The organism is Lepagella muris (assembly GCF_004793975.1).
Classification (GTDB): Bacteria; Bacteroidota; Bacteroidia; order Bacteroidales; family Muribaculaceae; genus Lepagella; species Lepagella muris.
Genome location: NZ_SRYB01000039.1, coordinates 24,141 through 44,492, shown reverse-complemented (window position 1 = coordinate 44,492; position 20,352 = coordinate 24,141). Strand labels below are relative to the sequence as shown.

The window sequence follows — 20,352 nt, the reverse complement described above, 5'->3', positions numbered from 1 at the left end:
TCTCTAATTATCAATGATATTTATTTTTAACCCTCAAAAAGTGACGAAGTCAGGAAAATAGCGACACAGTCCACACCTGACGGCATGAACTGTGTCGGAATTATAGGTCACGCTCTCGTTACGCGTGATCCGTTGCGGATTGGTTTCTTCAGATTGATTTCTTGCCCCAATAGGTGGTGCCTTTTATTCCGGCGAATACTATTGTAGCCCTTCGGTCTGCATTCTCCCAGTCGCACTCACGCTTCAGGTAAAGCTCCGTTTCGCCTACGGTCAGGATGCCGTTTGTGGCATCGAAATTCCAGTCGGCACCATCCCAGCTACCGCCGGATACTTTATGGTCGGCGGTAAGGGTCATATTTGCCGACTCTTTCATGACGGCGTAGGCATAGCTGAGGTCTATCAGTTCCCAGTTGCCGATCAGTTCCTCCTCGGCAATCGCGAGCTGCGGCACATTGCCGTAGCGTTCGGGCATCACGAGAGGCCATCCCTCCTTTGTCCAGACGATTGAACGGACGTGACCCATCATGAGAGCGTTGCTGAACTCGTTGCCGTTGTAGTTGGCGGGGAAACGTGCCTGAGATGCATAGAACCAGTTGCCTTCTCCGTCGTTAAACACGGTGCAGTGTGAGAATCCCACCCATCCGGGGGAATTATTGAAGCGGTAGGGATGAGTGACGATAGGATATGCGTCGCCACCTACTTCGGTTATGTTGGTGCCATTCATGTCGAGATACGGACCATCAATGTTGCGGGAGCGTGCCACACGTGTGTTGTAGGGTACGTCAAGACCGTCGTATGCGAGGAAGAGATAGTAGTAGCCGTCGCGGTAGATTACCTCCGGACCCTCGGAAGCCTGCCAGCGGTTCCCCATCTGACGGGTTGCAATCAGCTTGCCATAGTTGGCGATCTCGGCATCCGTGCCCCAGCAGTTGCCGAGCTCGGCAGCCACCTTACCCGTGGCGGGGTCGAGTTTCACAGCGGCAATACCACAGTTCCATGATCCATATATCATCCAATGCTCACCACTTTCAGTGATAATAACGGAGGGGTCGATTGCATTAAACTTATAGTAGCAGTTAGCCCAGTCGGTGGGGGAGACATGGAAATCAAGACCCTTGTCGGAAGAGTTGGTGATAACGTAGCCCTTGTCTTCCCATCCGTCGTTGTTAGCGGGATTGGTATTCTCCATCATTCCGATGAAGGCACGTTCACCCCAAGAGTTGTCGCCGTCAATAAGACCGGGCACGACAATGGAATAGTACATGCGGTAGAGATCATCCTTCACTTTCACCACAGATGGAGCCCAATATCCGAATGTGTTCACGTCGGGGTTGGCGGTGGGAAGCCCCATCCCTTCGCGAATCTCATTTAGCTTAGGCACCACCCATTCCGGGAGAGCCGGCATTGTGCCGCCGAGATATTCCCAGTTGATGAGGTCTTTCGAGCGACGACCGTGGAAGTGACCACCCTCGACATGAGCGTTGCCGTATGATGCGTCAGTCTGATACATGTAGAAATATCCATCATTAGCCATCATTACGGAAGGGTCGTGCACGTTGGCGAGGTTCCATTGGTCGCGGCTACTCCATCCGGATAGCTCCACGTAGTAGTCGGGATATTTTGGTCCGCGATAGTTTGCGAGCTGTTCTTCAAGAGTGCCCTCTCCGGTGGTGAATACGAAGTCTTGCGAATATATCACGTTCCCCTTGTATTCATTCATGAAAGCACGCACGTGGTAGTCAGTGCCGGGGGCAAGGTCGGTGATGGTCACCTTGATGGTGTCGCCGCTTACTGTGCCCTCATATACACTGCCGTAAATTGTGGGATTCGGAGTTTCCGATATCACATAGCCGGCTTTCGTATAGCGGCTGTCGCTCTTCTGATGGAAAAGAGCGGCAAATGAGGCGTAGGTGCCGCCTGATTCCAGAGTGGTCGGCATCTCAATCACTATCCCCTCACCCTCCGGATAGGAGATGGTGTCGTCATCGCTGCAGGCCCCTGTGAAGAGGAGACCTGCCGCGAAAGCGAAATATACGTATTTTGTCAGTTTCATTGTGAACTTATATTTTAGATTTGAGAAAGAGAATAGTAATTCCTCATTACATCTCCCAACCCGGAGTCTGCGGCAATTTTGCTTTCAGTGTCTCGCTGTGAGGGATAGGGATATAGTAGTTTTTCGGGCTGTTGAACACTCTGACGGGATACGTGTCGGCGGGACCGTAGGTGAACACATTGGCAGCCTCCGGATTCACGGTCACACCATAGAGGTTGTAGACCTGCTTATAATAAGGCTCGTTCTTCTCGGAAGCCTGAGTCTTACCCTCGAAGAGTTTCCAGCGACGTTCGTCGAAGAAACGGTGGTCTTCAAAGCAAAGTTCGATGCGGCGTTCGTTGCGGATACGCTCGCGGAGAGTAGCCTGATCCATACCGGAATAAGCGGGCATCCCTACGCGGGAACGCAACTCATTGATGTATTTGTAAGCCTCAGAAATGTTTCCAGCCTCATTGAAAGCCTCTGCTGCATTGAGAAGCATTTCACCATAGCGGAAGATCGGGCAGGCGTGGCGGGAGTTTGTCGGGCTGCTCCAAGAGATGTTGTTGACAAATTTCTTGGTGTAGTATCCGGTCATAGTTCCTCCGTGCAGAGCCTGATAGTCTATGCCTGTGCCGAAAGTCACGTCAATCATACGCTCCTCATTAGTGTATGCATCGCCCCAGATACTTCCGTGGTGGAAGATGGTCTGTTCAAGACGCGGGTCGCGGTTGGCATACGGGTTCTGCGGGTCGTATGTGGGGTCTTTGTCGATTGGAAGACCGTTGATGGTCTCGTAGGAATCAACGAGGTTCTGGGTCGGGTTGGTACGGGCGTATGAACTTGCATTACCCTGGAATCCCACAGGCGCGAGACATTCCTCGATCACACGAGTGGTCCATACGGAACGGCTGAGGATATACTCGTTGTTGAGCACCGGATTATCCACGAAGCACTGATAATAGTTCTCGTTGGGATCATCATCCGGAGTGCGGTAAAGACGATAGGGATTGCTCTGCTGGCTGTTCTTGGTGAAGAAATCCTGACAAGCCTTTGCAGCCTCAGCCCACCATTCCGTGTTGTTGTTGGGATTGTGGAGCGGAGAAGCGCGATACAAGAGGGCACGCGCTTTGAGAGCATAGGCGGCAGCACCGTTGATGCGTCCCCAGTTCTCCTCCTCGTTGCTATAGCGGAAGGGGAGATTGTCCTTATACTTGTCACACTCGTCAGCCACCCATTTCAGCACGTCGGCACATGGGGTGCGTCCGGGGATTGTGGATGCCGGATCGAGGATGATGGGGGTGCCGTTCTCATCATCGCCGACGATAGGCACATCACCAAACCATTGTGCCAAGTCGAAGTGGAGGATAGCGCGGAGCACCTGAGCCTCAGCCACCCAACGGTCATAGAGGCGGTTGTCGTCGCCCGGTTTCTCGCTGTTGCCTATCACGGAAGGCTTTGCATTCAGAATGAACTGGTTGCAGCCTCGTATGCCGGGATAGTCGCGTTTCCAGTAATAAGTGGAGTAGAAGTGGTTGTTGGCAGTGAATCCATCGTTGACAACAGAGTGGTAGTAATGACCACTCCAATAAGATATGGAGTTGTCGGTCATGTTGTCGCGTGAGCCGTTCTGAAGGTCACCCGAGTTGTAGGGGGCGAAAGCGTCAGGGAGGTAATCATAAAGGCGGGCGAGGAAGCCACGTGTCATGTCATAGTCGTTGAAGACATTCGTGGCCTGCTGCGTGAGGTCGACTTCCTTGTCGAGATAATCGCTGCAGGAGGCTGCCCCCAAAGAGAGGGCTGCCACTGCGGCTATTGATAATATTTTGTGTTTCATTTTATGCAAATTGATAGATTAGAAGGTTACGTTGACACCGAAGTTGAAGATACGGGTCTTAGGATACCACCAGCAGTAAGACATAGGCTTCTCGGGGTCCATTCCTTTGGGGAGGTGGCTCCAGTTGAAGAGGTTGTAACCGCTGAAGTAGAAACGGCATTTGCTCATGTGGATTTTCGAGATAAGTTTCTCTGGAAGGGAGTAACCGATTTCGATGTTGCGGAGGCTGAGATAGTCGCCGTTCATGATCCAGATGTCGTTCTGATATGTGCGTGTGTCGCGGTTTGAGTCGATGTTGTTGAACCCACCGTAGACGGGACGCGGATATTTCGCATTGATGTTGCGGGGATCAGTCGGGTCGTCAGTGTAGTAACCCCAAGCGTTGACCACCTCGTGTGTGCCCATGTTTGACCAGCCGGAGAAGGATGCCGCCGGAGATACGAATACCGAGCGGTTGAGGTAAGCAGTCAGCACGGCACGGACGTCAAAACCGGCATATCCTACGTTGACAGCGACAGAGGGTGTGAGTTCCGGCATGATAGTGTAGCCGATGGGAGCCATGTCGCGTTCGTCGATCATACGGTCGCCGTTGAGGTCCTTGAAGACTGCGGTGCCGAGTGGCTGGTTGCCTGCCGATGCGGAGTTGTAGGGATATTTGTGGGGGTTGGCGATTGCATCAGCCTGGCTGGTGGCGATCAGATCGGGATCTGATGCCCACTGCACGAACTGATACTGGTTCCAACCGCCGACAGTGCCGTTGAACGCACCCTCGTATAGCTGCTGTACTGAAGTCTGCTCGAAAATCGGGCGTCCGGTCTTACGCTGCCATTCCACGAGTGGTTCGGTCTCGTCCATCTCGGTGATCTTGTTGCGGTTCCAGGAGAGCTGACCCTCGATTGAATAGTTGACGCGTCCGATTCTGTTGGCATGACCGATCACGAGCTCAAGACCCTTGCTCTCAACCTTGCCGTAGGAGTCTTTCGCGTAGGTTATACCGATGATGTCGGGGATTGTGGATCTCTCGACGAGGATATTGCTACGCCATTCCTTGAAGATATCAAACGAACCGTAGAGTCTTCTGTGCCAGAAATCCCAGTCAAGACCGATGTTGACCATCTTTGAGATCTCCCATTTGCTATTGGGGTTTCCTGCGATGCTCTCTATGATACCCGGCACCCATGTTGCGTTATGACCGAAGCCGTAACCGTTGTTGGATGCAAAGATCGACTGATAGGGATAGCGTCCTGCGCCTGTATCGCTCATACCAGCCTTACCGTAGGATGCACGGAGTTTGAGAAGATCGATGTTGGGATTTCTCAGGAAGCTCTCCTGCGATGCCACCCATCCGAGAGAAGCACCCCAGAATGTGCCCCATCTGTCATCCGGAGCGAAGTTGTCGTTACCCATGCGTGAGATATTACCCGACACGATATAACGGTTGTCGAATACGTAGGTTGCCTGTCCGTTCCAAGAGAGGAAACGGTCGGAAGAATACTGAGAGTTGTCGGTGTTTGCCTCTCTCACATTCAGACGCTGCTGATACGTGCGGATGAAGGCGTTAGCATCGATATGATGCTTGCCGAAGTCGCGGTTGTACTTGAAACCAAACCGGAAATTGAGTGTCCATGAGTTGGCACGCTCGTTGGCAGTCGGGTTGGTAAGCTCTGAATATGTGGTGGTCTGAGTCAGGGTGAAATCTTCCGGCTTGGTCACGTCCATATTCATGTAGTCATACGAATATGTGTTGATTGAGTTGTACTGCGACGACTGGAACACGTCGAAGGCATCGAAGCTGACAACGAGGTTAGCCTCCAGACCCTTTGTGATTGGGTCGAGCAGACCGGTCACTTCAGCTGTAGAGTAGAGGTTGCGTCGGCGGTTCTTCTCCTGACCTGCGGAACCGAGCAGACGGGCAGGGTTCTGTGCGGTGGTTGAGGAGTAGATATGACCGTCGGGAGTGTAGACAGGCTCCATCGGGTTAGCCTCCACAGCACCGAATGTGGTGAGGTTGAACACGCCTGTGGTCGGCTGGTTGATGTTGTCGATACGTCCACCGAGATCGAGACCTACACGGAGGTATTTGTTGACATTGATGTCGAGGTTCGAGCGTAGATTCCAGCGGTTGAGCACGTGCTGCATGGTGTAGCGGTCCATCATGTTAGTCCAGTCGCTGTTCCACATACCCTCCTGACGGAGATAGGAGAACGACACGTAGTAGCGTGCGCGGTTGTTGCCACCTGAGATCTGAAGGTTGGTCTTCAATACTGGTGCCGTCTCACGATAGAGCTGGTCAAACCAGTTGGTGTTGAAGTAGCGGTACCTATCCATCCCTTCGAGAGTCTCGCCGTTGCATACGCGACGATATTTCTCAATTACGTCTGCCGAATACATCGGTTCCTGACCGGAGAGATAACGCACCTGATTGCGGGTGAGAGCCATGTTGTAGGAATCCTGCGACTCCATCTTGTTGGAGAGGGTCTGGAAACCTACCTCCTGAGTGAAGTCGATGCGTGTCTTTCCCGACTCACCACGTTTTGTGGTGACGAGAATCACACCGTTTGCACCACGCATACCATAGAGGGCAGTGGCAGCGGCATCCTTCAGCACGGTTATTGTCTCGATCGGGAATGCGTCGAGGAATGAGAGGTCGCGCTCCACGTTGTCGACAATCACGAGCGGATTACGGGCAGATGTGTTCATTGTACGGATACCGCGCACATACATCTGGGTCTCAGTCCAACCCGGTTCAGACGACCATTCGTAGGTTGAAACGCCCGGAAGAACCGAGTTGAATGCGTTCTGAAGCACGGTCACGGGGTAACGCTGCAGCTCCTCGCCTGTCACGACTGAACGGGAGTCAGTGAGGAATTTCTTCTTCTGCTCGTTGAACGCCACGGGAGCTTCATGGGAGTAGGGGTCGGAATCAGGCTGGAGCACAATTGTGATCGGTGAGCTGAAATCCTCCACCGGCATTACACTTGCCAGGTATCCCACGCATTTCGCATTTACTTCATCATCGTAGTTGGCGTCTTTGATTGAAAATTCGCCATTCTCGTCGGTGAAGACAATCTTGCTCTGTTCGGCGAGATTCACTACCGCGCCGGGGATGGGGTTCCCTTCCGGGTCAACCACCTTGCCTTTAAGGGTATTGCCGGTCACGGCAGCCAAGGCTGTCATTCCGCTGCCAGCGATGAAGGCGGAAGCCAGCACGAGCTTACCCTTGTTTGACATATATTCTATGATGTTATTCATTTCGTTCGAATTTTTCAGAATTTGAAGAAGTTAAGGTTCACCATCCCGGATTGTTCTCGAGTCCGGTTTTCCATACCTCGGTTTCGGGGATAGGATAGAGATACATCTTGGCGTCAAACACACGCTGTTGAGCCACCTTTCGGCTTACCGAGCCATCCATAGCCACGTTGATACCGTAGATAGGACGGGCAAGAGCCTCTACAGCCACGTTCCAGCGGCGCACGTCCCAAGAGCGGTGCTCCTCGAAAGCGAATTCCACGGTGCGCTCCTTATGGATGAAGTTGCGCATTGCATCTTTGCTTGCGAGATCGGCACGGTCTTTCACAGAGCCGGCTATTCCGGCGCGGGTACGCACGCGGTCAAGCATGTCGTAAACCTCCTGACAGGGACCGTTCAGCTCATTCATCGCCTCAGCATAGTTCATGAGAATCTCGGCATAGCGGATGATGGTCCAGGGACGGAGAGCGGAGCCGCCGTGGTTGCTTGAGAGGATTGTGGCGGGGATATACTTGCGCATATAATATCCGGTCGGGGTGGCGTTAGCATTACCTGTCGGGTTGTCAGCCATTCCGGGGCGCACATCGATTGTGCTGTTTTCGCGCATGGTTCCCCAGGGTGTGCCCTGATAGAGAATTGTGGCGGCGAGACGCGGGTCGCGGTTGCTCCACATATCGGCGTCGTTATATCCGCTTGCCGCATTTATGGTGGGGCAGGCTGCGCCGTTGCCATAGACGGGTGCACCGGTCGCGTCATATTGAGCGAAGGGGGAGCTTCCGTCTGCCATGTCATACATGTCGACAAGGTTCTGAGAGGGGCAGTTGCCACCGCGACCACCTTCACCTACAGGGGTGTCGGCTGCGATATTTCCCCAGCCGATTGCCGGATCATTGCGGAAGAGGATAGTCTCGTTGTTTGAGCCGGAATAGGTTGAGTATAGCACGGCGTTGCCGTAGTTGTCGGATGCAGAGATATTCTCCTGAGCGAAGAGACCGAACATGCTGCCGTAGTCATCCATGAAGCTCTTTGCTGCATCGGCAGCATCCTGCCATGTGATTCCGCTCTCTGCTGCATAGCGGGGTGATGCCATGTAGAGCTTGATGCGGGCGGCGAGGGCACGTGCAGCAGGCTGGGAGAGGCGTCCGGCACGCTGGGTGGTCCATGCATTATCCTTGTCGAGAAGATCAGCCTCACACTCGGCGAGTTCCTTAAGGATGAAGTCTACCACATATTCCTTTGTGGTCGGGCGTTTCGTGTAGGGAGTGATCATATCCTGATCAGGAGATAGCACGGTAGTGATGATAGGCAGCGGACCGTAGCGCAGGAACATCTCCCAATAGAAGAATGCCCTGAAGAAACGGGCTTCGGCAGTGAAATTCTTCACGTATCCGGCATGCACCTCATCGGAGTTCTTGGGGTTCTTCGGCACCTCGTTGATGTGAGCGAGCACCCAGTTAGCTTTTCTTATGCCACGGTAGCGTGATTCCCATGTGTCGATCAGTTCGGCATAACCGCCTCCGCCGTAGTAGTTGCCGATATTGAACGTTGTGCGAGTCCCGGCAGTTGCGTAAGAAGTCTGAGCGAGATCGGTGGCGGCATCAAGCCAAGAGTCGTTGACTCTCAGTGCGCCGTGGCGGAGGAAGTTGTAGGTGTCGTAGTGGAACTCCTCAAATAGGTTCCAGTCGGCGAGCACCTTCTCTTCGGTCAGTTCGTTGGATGGCTGCTTGTCGAGGAAGTCGCTGCACGAAGAGAGAGTCGCACCGCAACCTGCTAAAAGAGCCACCGCTATATATTTTAATGTCTTTTTCATTGATTCAGAGTTGGGTTAGAATTGGATATTGACACCGAAGTTCACGGTCTTGCAGATGGGATAACGGTTAGAACCGTTGCTCTCCGGGTCGGTCAGACCATCGAGGTGATCCCATGTCACGAGGTTGTTGGCGTTGACGAAGAAACGGCACTGGCTCATATAGACATGTTTGATCCATTTCTCCGGGAGTGAGTATGAAAGCTCGATATTCTTCAGACGCAGGAACGAGCCGTTCTTAAGGAAGAAGGAGTTCTGACGCTGGTTGTGGTCGCCGTAGCTGTCATAATGGAGGAGAGGATACTTTGCGTTGGCGAGGTTCTCAGCCTCAGAGCGTGCGGGATTCCAGCGGTCGAGATGATGCTCCTTTACCTTACCGCCTGCCACGAAGGCATACATTGACTCTGCATCATAGTAGCGGCTCACGTGGTCAACACCTTGGAACATTATGCTGAAACCGATACCTTTCCATTCAGCACCCAATGTGAGGGCGTAAGTGTTTTCCGGTATGTCGGAATAGCCGATGAAAGTCTCGTCGCGATCGTCGATGAAACCGTCGCCGTTCATGTCGCGGTATTTGAGGTCGCCCACTTTCACTGTGCCGAAAGTTGAGGTCGGGAGTTTACCTCCGTCGATGTCAGCCTGAGTCACAAACCCGTCGGCAACGAGACCGAAGTATTGGTTGATGACATGACCCTCACGCTTTCGGTAGTCAGTCTTGTTGGCAGGCTCATCCATCTCCGTAATCTTATTCTTGGCATGAGAGTAGGTTCCGCTGATGTTGTATTTGAAATCCGGACCGATCTTGTTGCTGTAGTGAAGCTCGATTTCGAAACCTTTGTTGGTTGTCTTGCCGAGGTTTCCTGCTGCGGATGTCACACCGAACCATAGCGGACGGGTGAGATATTCGGTGAGGATGTCGTTACGTTTCTCCCAGAAGAAATCGATGTTTCCGGAGAGAGAGCTGTTGAGGAATCCGAACTCAAGACCCACATTGTATTTGTGGGCACGTTCCCATGTCACTCCGTAGTTGGGATACTGTTGCTCGTAGATACCGGTTATACCGGTGTTGCCGAAGTAGTAGTCATTGCCGATCTGCGACCATTTCTGCTCGTAGAGGAATCGCTGACGCACTCCGTTCACCTGATATACGTCGTTACCTACCTGACCGTAGCTTGCACGGAGCTTAAGGTTGCTTAGCCAGTCGGCAGTGCTTTCCATGAATTTCTCCTGCGTGATACGCCAGCCTGCTGAGAATGAGGGGAAGAAGCCGAAACGTTTTTGCTTTGCGAAGTTCTCCGAACCGTTGTATCCGGCGTTGAACTCGAAGAGATAGCGTCCGTCATAAGCGTAAGTCACACGACCTACGACACCCTGATAGCGGCGGGCAAGATCGCTGTTGTAGCGGTAGTCGTTCTGCATGTATAGAGCCATTGCAGTCACCTCGTGGAGGTCGTTGAAGGTGCGGTTGTAGTTCACCTGTGCCTCCATGTAGAGTTTGTAGATGCTGTTGCTTGAGCGTGAGTTGCTGAGCTGCGTGTCGGTATTGAAGCGGTTATACGCCTCAATCTTATCGTAGTTCTCACGGTCGTTGAGCTCGTAGGTTGCGAAGTTCTTCGAGTATGTGGTGCGATGGTAGCTCTCGTAGTCGAAACTCATCATTGCGCGGGCGGAGAGACCCGGAGTGAGCCAGTCCATCTTGTAGTCGGCGATGAAGTTTGTCTCGTTGACGGTGTTGACAGCCTTGTAGTAGCCGCCCTCGGCGAGTGTGGCGTAGACGTTGCTCTGATACTGGGAGCTGCCGCCGTAGAGAGTCTTCATCTCGTCGCCGTTCTGCACCTGATATGCTATCGGGAATAGCCAGCCTGGAGTGTGGTTGAGCTGATAGAAGACGTTGCTGAAGTTGTCTCTCTCGTCGGAGTTGGGACCGCGACGCTCCTCGAAGCGTGTGCCGAAGTTGACGGAGAGCTGGAGGTCTTTTGTCAGGAAGAAGTCGGCGTTCGCACGGAAACCATAACGCTTGTAGTTGAGCGATGATGAGTTGCCGTAGGGGTCGTTTGAGAGGTTCTTGAAGAGAGATTCCTGGTCATAGTATTCAAGAGAAGCATAGTAGCGCATTCTCTTTGTGCCGCCGCGCACGCTTGCGTTGTAACGCTGCGAGGGTGCTGATGAACGGAGAATCTCGTCATACCAGTCTACATTAGGGTAGAGTAGTGCATCTACGCCGCTGAGCTGACCGTTGACAGATTTCTGATACATGTCGAGGTCGGAAGCGGAGAACTGGGAGGGGAGACCATCGTTGGCAAGAGCCTCCTCAAGAAGAGATACAGATTCGTAGGAGTTGAGGTATGTGTCTTTTCTTGTCGGGGTCTGGAACTGCCAGGAGGCGGTCAGGTTGACGATAGGTTTCTGCTCCTTACCACGTTTTGTGGTGATGAGCATGACGCCGTTTGCACCACGCACACCATATACGGCAGTTGCGGATGCGTCTTTCAATACAGAGATAGTCTCGATGTCGTCGGGAGCGATCTGCGAGAAGCTACGCTCGATACCGTCGACGAGGATAAGCGGCTGGGCATCGCCTGCGAATGTGGCACGACCACGGATGTAGATTGAGGCGTCGTCTGCACCCGGAGCACCGGAGGTCTGCGACGTGATCACGCCCGGAATCTTACCGGTGATAGCCTGTGAGAGGTTGGCGGAGGGAGTCTCGAGGAGGTCGCCGGAGTTCACCTGTGAGATGGCACCCACAACGGATTCCTTCTTCTGCTGACCGTAGCCTACAACGACTACCTCATTAAGAAGCGAGGATTCCTCCTGAAGAGTGACGTTCACTTCCTTCAGACCTTTTATGGGCACTTCCTGAGTGGCATAGCCCACGTATGAGATCACCAGCACAGCTTTCTTGGCATCATTCACATTGAGCTGGAAGAAGCCGTCAATATCAGTGGCGGTGCCGTTGGTGGTTCCTTTCTCTATTACTGTTGCGCCTATCAGCGGTTCTCCGGAGGCGTCAATGACGGTGCCCTTCACAATGTCGGCGGCTGCCGGGAAGACTGCCATAGCCAACATGAGAACCGGGAGGAGGAGGCGGAGCGAGATGCTCCGCCGTCCTTCGGCTTTAAAGTGTTGATTGTTCATTATGATGTCTTGTTAGATTTTAAAGTTAACGATTATTGAGCGTTAGCCCAAGGATAGTAGCCCACTTTTGAAAACTCCAGCCAAGCCAGTTCGCAAGTGAAGAACAGACCGATAGGAGATGTGAGTTCTTTGGCTGAGAATTTGTAGTCAGGCATCTGGCGCCCGTCGGCAGTGGTCTGGCGGCAGAGCATGTCAAGCTTACCATTGTTATAGTTGAAAAGAATTTTGACTTTTGCGTCCTTCATATCAGCCACGTAGTTGTCCCAGTCGAAAGTCTGCTCCATCGTGGTGTTTCCACCATCGAAGCTTGCACCCCATCCGAAGGCGTCGGAACGGAGCACAAAGTTTTCGGCATATCCGTCTTCACCAACCCAAGGACCATTAGAGCAGACGAGTAGCCAGTTGTTCCAGTTGCCACCATTTCCGAGAGTGTGATTCACAAATTCCACACCCCAGTTCTTGAAGTTACCTTCGAACTTATTGTTGGGAGAATGGGCAGACCACCAAGGCGTAGAGCAGTCAGTAAGACCTGTCACCATTTCGCCCGGTTTGTAGGTCTTGCCTACGAATACAGTCTCCGGATTGATGAGGAGGTGAGAGCCTTCGCAGGTGAGGAATGTGCCAAGCACGTCGCTCTCCACGCCCTCTACCTTTATTGAGTAGTTGCGCTGTACGCCCGATTCAGCTGTCACTAATGCTGTGACATTTACATCCGTACCGACACGTGTGATGTCAAGCGATACGAACGCACCATCCATTTCCGACATGAACGTGCCCCAGTCGAAGTCGTGCTTGATGTTCTCGCCGTTATAGTTGCTGCCCCATCCGAAGGCATCGGCACGCAAGTATAGGTATTCTGCATATCCGTCTCCGCCTCGTTCAGCACCTGTAGTGAGCACAAGAGCCCAGTTACACCAGTTGTCGGTCTTTCCGGTGTTGTAATTGTAGAAGTCGTAATGGATTGTGCCGTCTCCGGTAAGGTTCACATAGTCGGACCATGTGCTCCAGAACCCTGTTGAGTTGTCTTCTGCACCGAGGAGCACCCATGTGCTGAGATCCGGACCCTCGTCACCACCACCGTTGTTGACGTTGGGACGAGCTGTCTCTTTTGCGGTCACTATATTGCGATACACCTTCAGATCATCAATAAGCCAGCGTGAGGAATTGTCGGCACCTCCGACACTCATTGTCGGGACATTGTTGACAAACTTGACAATCTTGGAGCAATCGAAGTTATCAACAATCTTGCTGACCTTACGGTCGCCGTCTACATACCATTCATAGCCGTCGTTGCTTATCACGACAGCCACGTAGTGCCATTCGCCGGGCTTCAGATATCCGGTGGTGATTTGTGACGGATCATTCTCTATCCATTCGCCATCGGCAGCCTCATAGACGAAGCCTCCGTTTGCATTAAGAGAGAAAGAGCCGTTGCCGGTCTCGTTCTCAAATCGGAGAAGAGATCCGTCAAGATTCTGGGGCATGGCTATTTCGTTGCCCTCTTCATCGGCTTCCGTCACGATGGGCTGCATCATCCAGAACGTGAAAGATGCCCCCTTCTGCAAGGTCACTTTTGCAAGAGGATTGGAAATAGTCATGAATCCATTGTTCAGTTCGAGCACATTGCCTTTGAACTCATCCTCCACAATCGTCGGAGGAAGAGTCCCCGGTGTGTTGGTGAAAAGTTTGAAAGCCGAAAGGCCTTCCGCACCTTCGACAGGTTCAAAATCAAAAGACGCAACGTTCTCCAATGTCGGCACCACTTGGTTGCCGGCAGGGGGGTCTTGTTTACCCCAGTCGTCGCATGAAGTTGCTGCGACAAGCAGAACAGCAAGGGTTGCCGTTGGCATCCATTTTTCTGTCTTCATGATGATATTAGGTTGTTATAATAGGTTAATTATTTCTCTGTTTGAATAGGTTTTGTATACTTTCGGGTAGATTCCCGGCATTATCGGTCGCAAAATTAGGACTTTTCGCGTGCGTATTAGGTGGACAATCTGACAAAGGTGGTGGATAATCCGATTCATATACAATTTTTATGTTTTTAGATGTTTCTTTTATTGTTGTCTTTCAGTCATAATGAGGGTTGGATGGACTCATTTGTCATTCTCTCTCAACAGGGTGCTTGGATTGACCCCGAATTGCTTCGTGAAGCATCGGGTGAAGTATTTGGAGTCGTTAAATCCTACCTGGAATGCTATCTCCGAGACGTTCATGTTGCGGGTGACGCGGTTCTGGAGAATGAGTTCGTGGGCAAGTTTCAGACGGTATGTGCGGATCAACTGGTTCGCACTCTGTCCCATCAGGCTCTGTAGTTTCTTGTTGAGAAGGCTACGGCTGACGCCCAGGGCTTCGGCAAATTCGCCTACGTCGTAATAGGAGTTGGAGTAGTTGTTTCTCAATACCTCCATCACTTTGTCGACAAATTTCTTATCACGGCTCTCCTCGTTTATCTCAAGATGTTCCACCTCCATGTCCGACATGAAGCGACGTTGGTAGCGTTGCTTGTTGGCAAGGATATTGCTTATTCGTGCGAGGAGCATATCCTCGTCGAAGGGTTTCAGTATGTAGTCGTCCACGCCCCGTCGGTAGCCCTCCATGCGTGATTCCTGTGAGGTCTTTGCGGTCAGCATGACAAACGGGATATGGGAGATTGCGAAATTCTCCTTCACCTTAGATGCAAGCTCCAGACCATCCATCCCCGGCATCATGAGGTCGCTGATGATGAAATCCACGTCTTTAGTGAGAAGCAGATGCAGCGCCTCCTCTCCATCGGCAGCCTCCTCCACAAGATAATGGTCAGACAGCACCGAGCGCATGAATGCGCGCATGTCGTCGTTATCCTCTACGACAAGCACTGTCTTCTGACGACCGTCGGAGGTGTCTCCTGCAAATTCCGCGCTGTCATTGTTCAAGGCGATGGCAGATGTGGACACCGCAGACTCTACCTCGGCATTGTCTATGGGTATAAGCACGCGGAAGGAGCATCCGTCGCCGTGATTATTGCGTGCCGTGATTGTGCCGCCGTAAAGTTCCACAAGCCGACGGCAGAGATATAGACCTATGCCGCTGTCGGATGCGCCTATGAGCGGATATTTTATCTGGCTGCTCCCCTGGTAGAAATGGTCAAACACCTTGCTGATGTCTTCCTCCTTTATGCCGCATCCGTTGTCGCTGACGCAGAGGTAGAACATATCCTTCCCTCCGCTGCATTGCTGACTACGGAATGTGGAGATGTAGATTCTTACGCAACCGTTGTCGGGGGTAAACTTTATGGCATTGCCAAGAAGATTGGTGACCACCTTCCGCATGGCGTCCTCATTGAAGTCAAAGATAGGGTGGGGAAGATGATAGATGGTCTTCATCTGTATACCTCTCTCTTCGGCATACGCCTCGAATGGTTTGATGATGTCTTCCATCAGTTCGCGGATATTGCCACGCTTCGTGACAGCTTCCATTTTCCCGGATTCAATCTTCCGGAAATCCATCAGCTGGTTGATGAGCGACAGAAGGTAGCGTGAGTTCTTCTCCACGAAATTCAATTGCTCAATCACTTTCGGGTTTGTGCTCAGCTTCAAAGCCCTCTCTATCGGTCCGATTATAAGGGTGATAGGGGTGCGGAACTCATGTGTTATGTTGGTGAAGAAGGATATCCTGTCGGCGGTCAGCTTCTGCACTTTCCCTGCCATTTCTGCCAGCTGGGTCTTCTGCTTCACTATCTGCTCGTTGCGCAAGATAAGCTCCCTGTTCTGTGTGGCAAGCTCCATTGCATGAGTCTCGATGAGGGATTTCTGTTCGCTTATCTCCTTCACACCTTCGTTGACGGCGGTTTTCAGTTGGTTGCGTTGGCGGGTCAGGTCGCTCACCCTCCAGCGGTATATTGCCCACACGCATCCGGCTATCGCCACCGACACAAGGAGCAGGAACCACCATCTCCGGTAGAAATTCGGCGTCACGCATATATCAAAGCGGGATACCGGTACGCTATCTATCGATTGCCCATCGCTCACGTACTTCACCTCCAGGGAGTATTCTCCGGGCGCAAGGTTCATGTAGGTCACGCTGTGACGTCCGGGATGAAGGGTATTCCAATCATTATCATACCCTTTCATACGGTAATAATATCTTCCGTTCTTTCCTCCGGCATAATCGAATGCGGAGAATCCTATCTCAAACGAGCGGTCGTTCTCGGAAAGCTCCATTGCATCAGTATACCCATGCAGACGGTGATTGTCAACAGTGAAGAAGGTGAATCTCACCGGGAAGATCTTGCTTATTTTTGATAGCGACAGACCCTTTACTGCCACCAGCCCGTCAACGCTGCCAAAGAGAATGTCACCGTTGGCAAGACGTCGGTAGGCGTTCCAGTAGAATTGCTCGGTGTCGAGACCATTGTTGATCCCGAAGTTAATGAAGTGGTTTTCCGGCGTCATGCATGATAGCCCGTGATAAGTGGCAATCCAGAGATTACCTTGCTTATCGTCGGCGAGTCCATGCACCACATCGTTGGGCAAACCGTCGGTGGTGTTGTAGTTGATGAATTTATCCTCCCCATTATGGCTCTCATACCGATAGATTCCGTTGCCGTTGGTGCCTACCCAGATATTGCCGTTCTCAGTAAGGGTGATGCAATTCACTTTCTCCTTGATATTGGATTCCGGATTATCAAACTTATATTGGAAGTGCTTGTAGCTGAAACTTCCTTTGCCGCATCCTTCTTTTAGATTCACTATCAGTAATCCTTCGAGACTTCCCATAAGCAGGCGTCCGTCGGGTGCTATAGCTACGGCGACACTTCCCGGCATTTTATCGGCATCCTTGAACGGCACTTTCAGGCTTTCATCCTCCGGATTGTAGATGAAGATGCCGGAGTTCGCACCAATCCAGATGAGATTGTTATATGGGTCGTAGGCGATTGCACCTATGTGGTCAAGATGTCTGCCGTCAGGTCCGGTGTTAATGATTCTCAGCACTTTTGACGGATTGCTTCTGTCGAACATACAGAGACCGCCACCCCATGTGCCTACCCAGAGATGTCCGGCACGGTCAGACGTGATTGTGCTGACCGTGTTGTGTGGCAATCCCGCGTTTGCAGTGGTGAAATGGGAGAATCCCTCCGTATAGTCACCTGATGCGCGGTTAAGTCCGCCCTCCACCGTGCCTATCCATATAATGCCGCTCTCATCCTCGTATATCGCATTCACAGGATTGGGAGAGATCGACTTGGCATCGGAGGGGGAATGGCGGAATGTCTTAGAGATAAGGCGTCGTGGAGATAGCAGATTTATGCCGCACCCCTCAGTGCCTACCCAGAGATTGTCTCCCTCCGTGAGCAGGCAGTTGATGAAATTGTTGTTGAGTCCGGTGCCTCCTGTCAATTCGGATGCCTTTACCTTAATGAATCCATCTTCAGAGGGATTGTAGATATTTAGTCCGTTTAGGGAGCCGGCGACGAGATCTCCGGAGGAGGTAACAGCCAGGGCGGTGATAAAACTTCGCGACAACGAGCAGTTGCCGTCGGTTAGCTCATTGTAGACACGCACCTTCCCCGTAGAGTGGTCATAACGGTAGAGCCCGGAGTCGGTGGAGATCCAGATGTAGTTGCCTGTTTTTTCGAAATCAGAGATATAGGATGATGAGGGGAATTTCAGGTCCTTTGATGTGTTGCGGCGTGAGATCTTCCCGTTCTCTAATGAGAGATGGCAGACTTCACCCCCGATTGCTGTCCATACTCCGTCGCCGGTGCCGGATAGCGGTTTCAAGGCTCCGGTAGTTATTATAGAGGTGGAGAGATGCGGAATGGATTGCATATCCTTTATGTTGCCGTTGTCGTCAAAGATGATACATACGATCATCTTCTCATTCCTTATCCAGACGTTGCCTGCATGGTCGGCTGCCACATATCCGGATGGCAGAGATGCTATCTTACCGTATTCGGCATTATCTGATGCCATGTCGATTACGCTCATCTGGTTGAGGTCAATGATGTCGATGCCGCCGTCACTTGCCACCCACAGACGTCCGAACCGGTCTTCCGCCACTTTCCTTACAAACGTGCTCTTGATGCGGCGTTCCGGTGAGTTGGGGGTGAAGTTGACAAACTCATAGCCGTCATAGCGTGCCAGAGAGGCGGAGGTGGCGATCCATACGTAGCCTTCTGAATCCAGGAACAGGTCGTCGACGAGATTATGCGACAGACCGGAATTCATGGATATGAAACTGACCGAATGATTCTCGGCAAATGCGGAATCAGCTCCCTGTGATTCTACGGGGAGTATTGCCGCCAAAGCAGCCAATGCCACTAACGTGATTGGGAGATTCATCCTTCCGAATCTCATTTTGATTAGGCTTTTCAGTTTCATTCTGTTGATAGAAGGTTAGTCTTTCTTGACTTGTTTAGTCTTTCAGGTTATTTAAAAGGTTGAACGCTCTTTCTGTCCGGATAGTCATCTTCCGGTTGGTTGTGCAAATTTATAACATATTTGCAGTCTTTACAAGAGCTGAATTTTTATTTGTGCAAATTTATGACATTTATCGGATTATTAACATAATAGATGTCTATTGAATTGATTTTTTCACCATTTATATCCAAAAATCCACCTTCTGCCGTCATTTCCGTTCCCCGCTTTCCGATTACCCCTTTTAGCGCGAAATTTACACCTTCCCTTCCGGTAATCTATCTAATTTTGCAGCAGGAGAACTTTCTCCATATTTCATTATCTCATAATAAATAAAACCGAATAAAAATCATGAAACTCTTCCCTACATTATGTATGGCGATGCTGTTCTCGCTTCCGGCTCTTTCCGAGACATTTACACCGAAGCATGTGCCAAATCCTTGGAATGACGACTATTCCGCCATCTCCGGCATGGAGAATTGGAAATCATGGGGTACGTATAACGTGCACGACCCCTCATGCCGCAAGATAGGGGATTATTACTACATGTATTCCACCGATGCCATATTCCGCGAAGACCGTAAGGCGGCTGAGGCGCATGGCGTGCCTCTCGGTTTCATACAGATGCGCCGTTCGCGCGATCTTGTCAACTGGGAGTTTATCGGCTGGGTGTTTCCGGAGATACCGGCAGACGCTGTCAGCTGGGTGAAGGAGAAATCAGGCGGTCATGGTGCAACCAACGTGTGGGCTCCTTATATAGTGGATTGCGGCGACGGAAATTTCCGTCTCTATTATTGTGTGTCGGCATTTGGTAGGAATACGTCATACATAGGCGTGGCGGAGGCTAAATCTCCGGCAGGGCCATGGAAGCAGAAGGGGGCTGTGGTGAAGACGGAGACCTCTTCCGCGATGAATGCTATTGATCCCTCGGTGGTCACAGATGAGTCGGGTCGTCAATGGATGCACTATGGATCGTATTTCGGCGGACTCTATTGTGTGGAACTTGATCCGGCTACCGGACTTGCTCGCACTCCCGGCGACCAGGGGCATCTCGTGGCACGTCGTGCTAACTGGCGTAAGGATAATCTTGAGGCTCCCGAGATTGTACGCCATGAATCAAACGGTAAATACTATCTCTTCCAGAGCTATGAACCGTTGATGACCACTTACAATGTGCGCGTGGCGCGTGCCGATAGGGCTGAGGGACCATTTATTGATTTCCATGGTAAGGAGGTGAGCGACACCACCAATAATTTCCCGATACTTACCGCACCCTATAGCTTTGAGGGGCATCCCGGATGGCTTGGCACTGCCCATTGCGGAGTGTTTGATGATGGCGCCGGCAGATATTTCATGGCACATCAAGGGCGTTATGCGAAGGATTCAGGTATGATGGTGCTTCATCTTCGCCGTCTGTATATGACTCCCCAGGGTTGGCCTGTAGTGTCGCCCGAAAGATATGCCGGAGTGGAGGAGCGTGATTTCTCTGCCGCCGATCTCTGCGGAGAGTGGGAGGTGTTGCGCGTCATGGAGCCGCGAGTGGAGCGTAACCTTGAAGCCGGACAGATTCTATGGGGTGAAGGCGATCTCCGCGAAGGGGAGGGTAATCATTCCGTGATACTGCCGTTGAAATCCGGAGCCGATGATTGGAAGTTTGATGAGAAAAGTCAGACGCTCTCGCTCGTGGTGAATGGTGAGAGGATAACGGATCTCGTGATTCATGCCGGTCATGACTGGGAGCGTGAGACCGATACCATCTTATTCACCGGACTCGATTCCAACGGTCGTTCCGTCTGGGGTAAACGTGTCAAATAATCAAAATTCTCTGAGTATTCAGAGTTCTCTGAGTAGTCAGAGTCCTCTGAAATTTAATCTTCCCACAATAGCT

General features: G+C 51.7%; 8 protein-coding genes. 1 reads left to right on the top strand and 7 read right to left on the bottom strand.

From position 1 onward, the window contains the following. Nucleotides 1-148: 148 nt before the first annotated feature. From E5331_RS17995 to E5331_RS17965, 7 genes are all read right to left on the bottom strand, one after another. Nucleotides 149-2,053 (bottom strand): arabinan endo-1,5-alpha-L-arabinosidase, encoded by a 1,905-nt coding sequence (locus tag E5331_RS17995; protein ID WP_420813853.1) that lies wholly within the window; start codon nucleotides 2,051-2,053, stop codon nucleotides 149-151. Between the two features lie 46 nt (nucleotides 2,054-2,099). Continuing rightward, nucleotides 2,100-3,869, bottom strand: a complete 1,770-nt coding sequence (locus E5331_RS17990; RefSeq protein ID WP_123484461.1) for a RagB/SusD family nutrient uptake outer membrane protein — start codon at nucleotides 3,867-3,869, stop codon at nucleotides 2,100-2,102. An 18-nt stretch (nucleotides 3,870-3,887) separates the two neighbouring features. Next, nucleotides 3,888-7,121 (bottom strand): SusC/RagA family TonB-linked outer membrane protein, encoded by a 3,234-nt coding sequence (locus E5331_RS17985; RefSeq protein ID WP_123484460.1) that lies wholly within the window; start codon nucleotides 7,119-7,121, stop codon nucleotides 3,888-3,890. Between the two features lie 37 nt (nucleotides 7,122-7,158). Next, nucleotides 7,159-8,928 carry a RagB/SusD family nutrient uptake outer membrane protein gene (locus tag E5331_RS17980; protein WP_135986114.1) on the bottom strand — a complete coding sequence of 590 codons (1,770 nt, stop codon included), beginning with the start codon at nucleotides 8,926-8,928 and terminating at the stop codon, nucleotides 7,159-7,161. 15 nt (nucleotides 8,929-8,943) lie between these two features. Continuing rightward, nucleotides 8,944-11,997: a SusC/RagA family TonB-linked outer membrane protein gene (locus tag E5331_RS17975; protein ID WP_168355292.1), complete on the bottom strand. Its 3,054-nt coding sequence runs from the start codon at nucleotides 11,995-11,997 to the stop codon at nucleotides 8,944-8,946. A 101-nt stretch (nucleotides 11,998-12,098) separates the two neighbouring features. Next, nucleotides 12,099-13,934: a hypothetical protein gene (locus tag E5331_RS17970; RefSeq protein ID WP_135986113.1), complete on the bottom strand. Its 1,836-nt coding sequence runs from the start codon at nucleotides 13,932-13,934 to the stop codon at nucleotides 12,099-12,101. A 228-nt stretch (nucleotides 13,935-14,162) separates the two neighbouring features. Then, on the bottom strand, nucleotides 14,163-18,404 hold the full coding sequence (locus E5331_RS17965) for a two-component regulator propeller domain-containing protein (protein WP_168355291.1): 4,242 nt from the start codon (nucleotides 18,402-18,404) through the stop codon (nucleotides 14,163-14,165). 435 nt (nucleotides 18,405-18,839) lie between these two features. Between E5331_RS17965 and E5331_RS17960 the strand changes: the two genes are divergently transcribed. Then, entirely contained in the window at nucleotides 18,840-20,279 is a 1,440-nt protein-coding gene (locus E5331_RS17960) for an arabinan endo-1,5-alpha-L-arabinosidase (RefSeq protein ID WP_275441292.1), read from the top strand. Nucleotides 20,280-20,352: the final 73 nt, after the last annotated feature.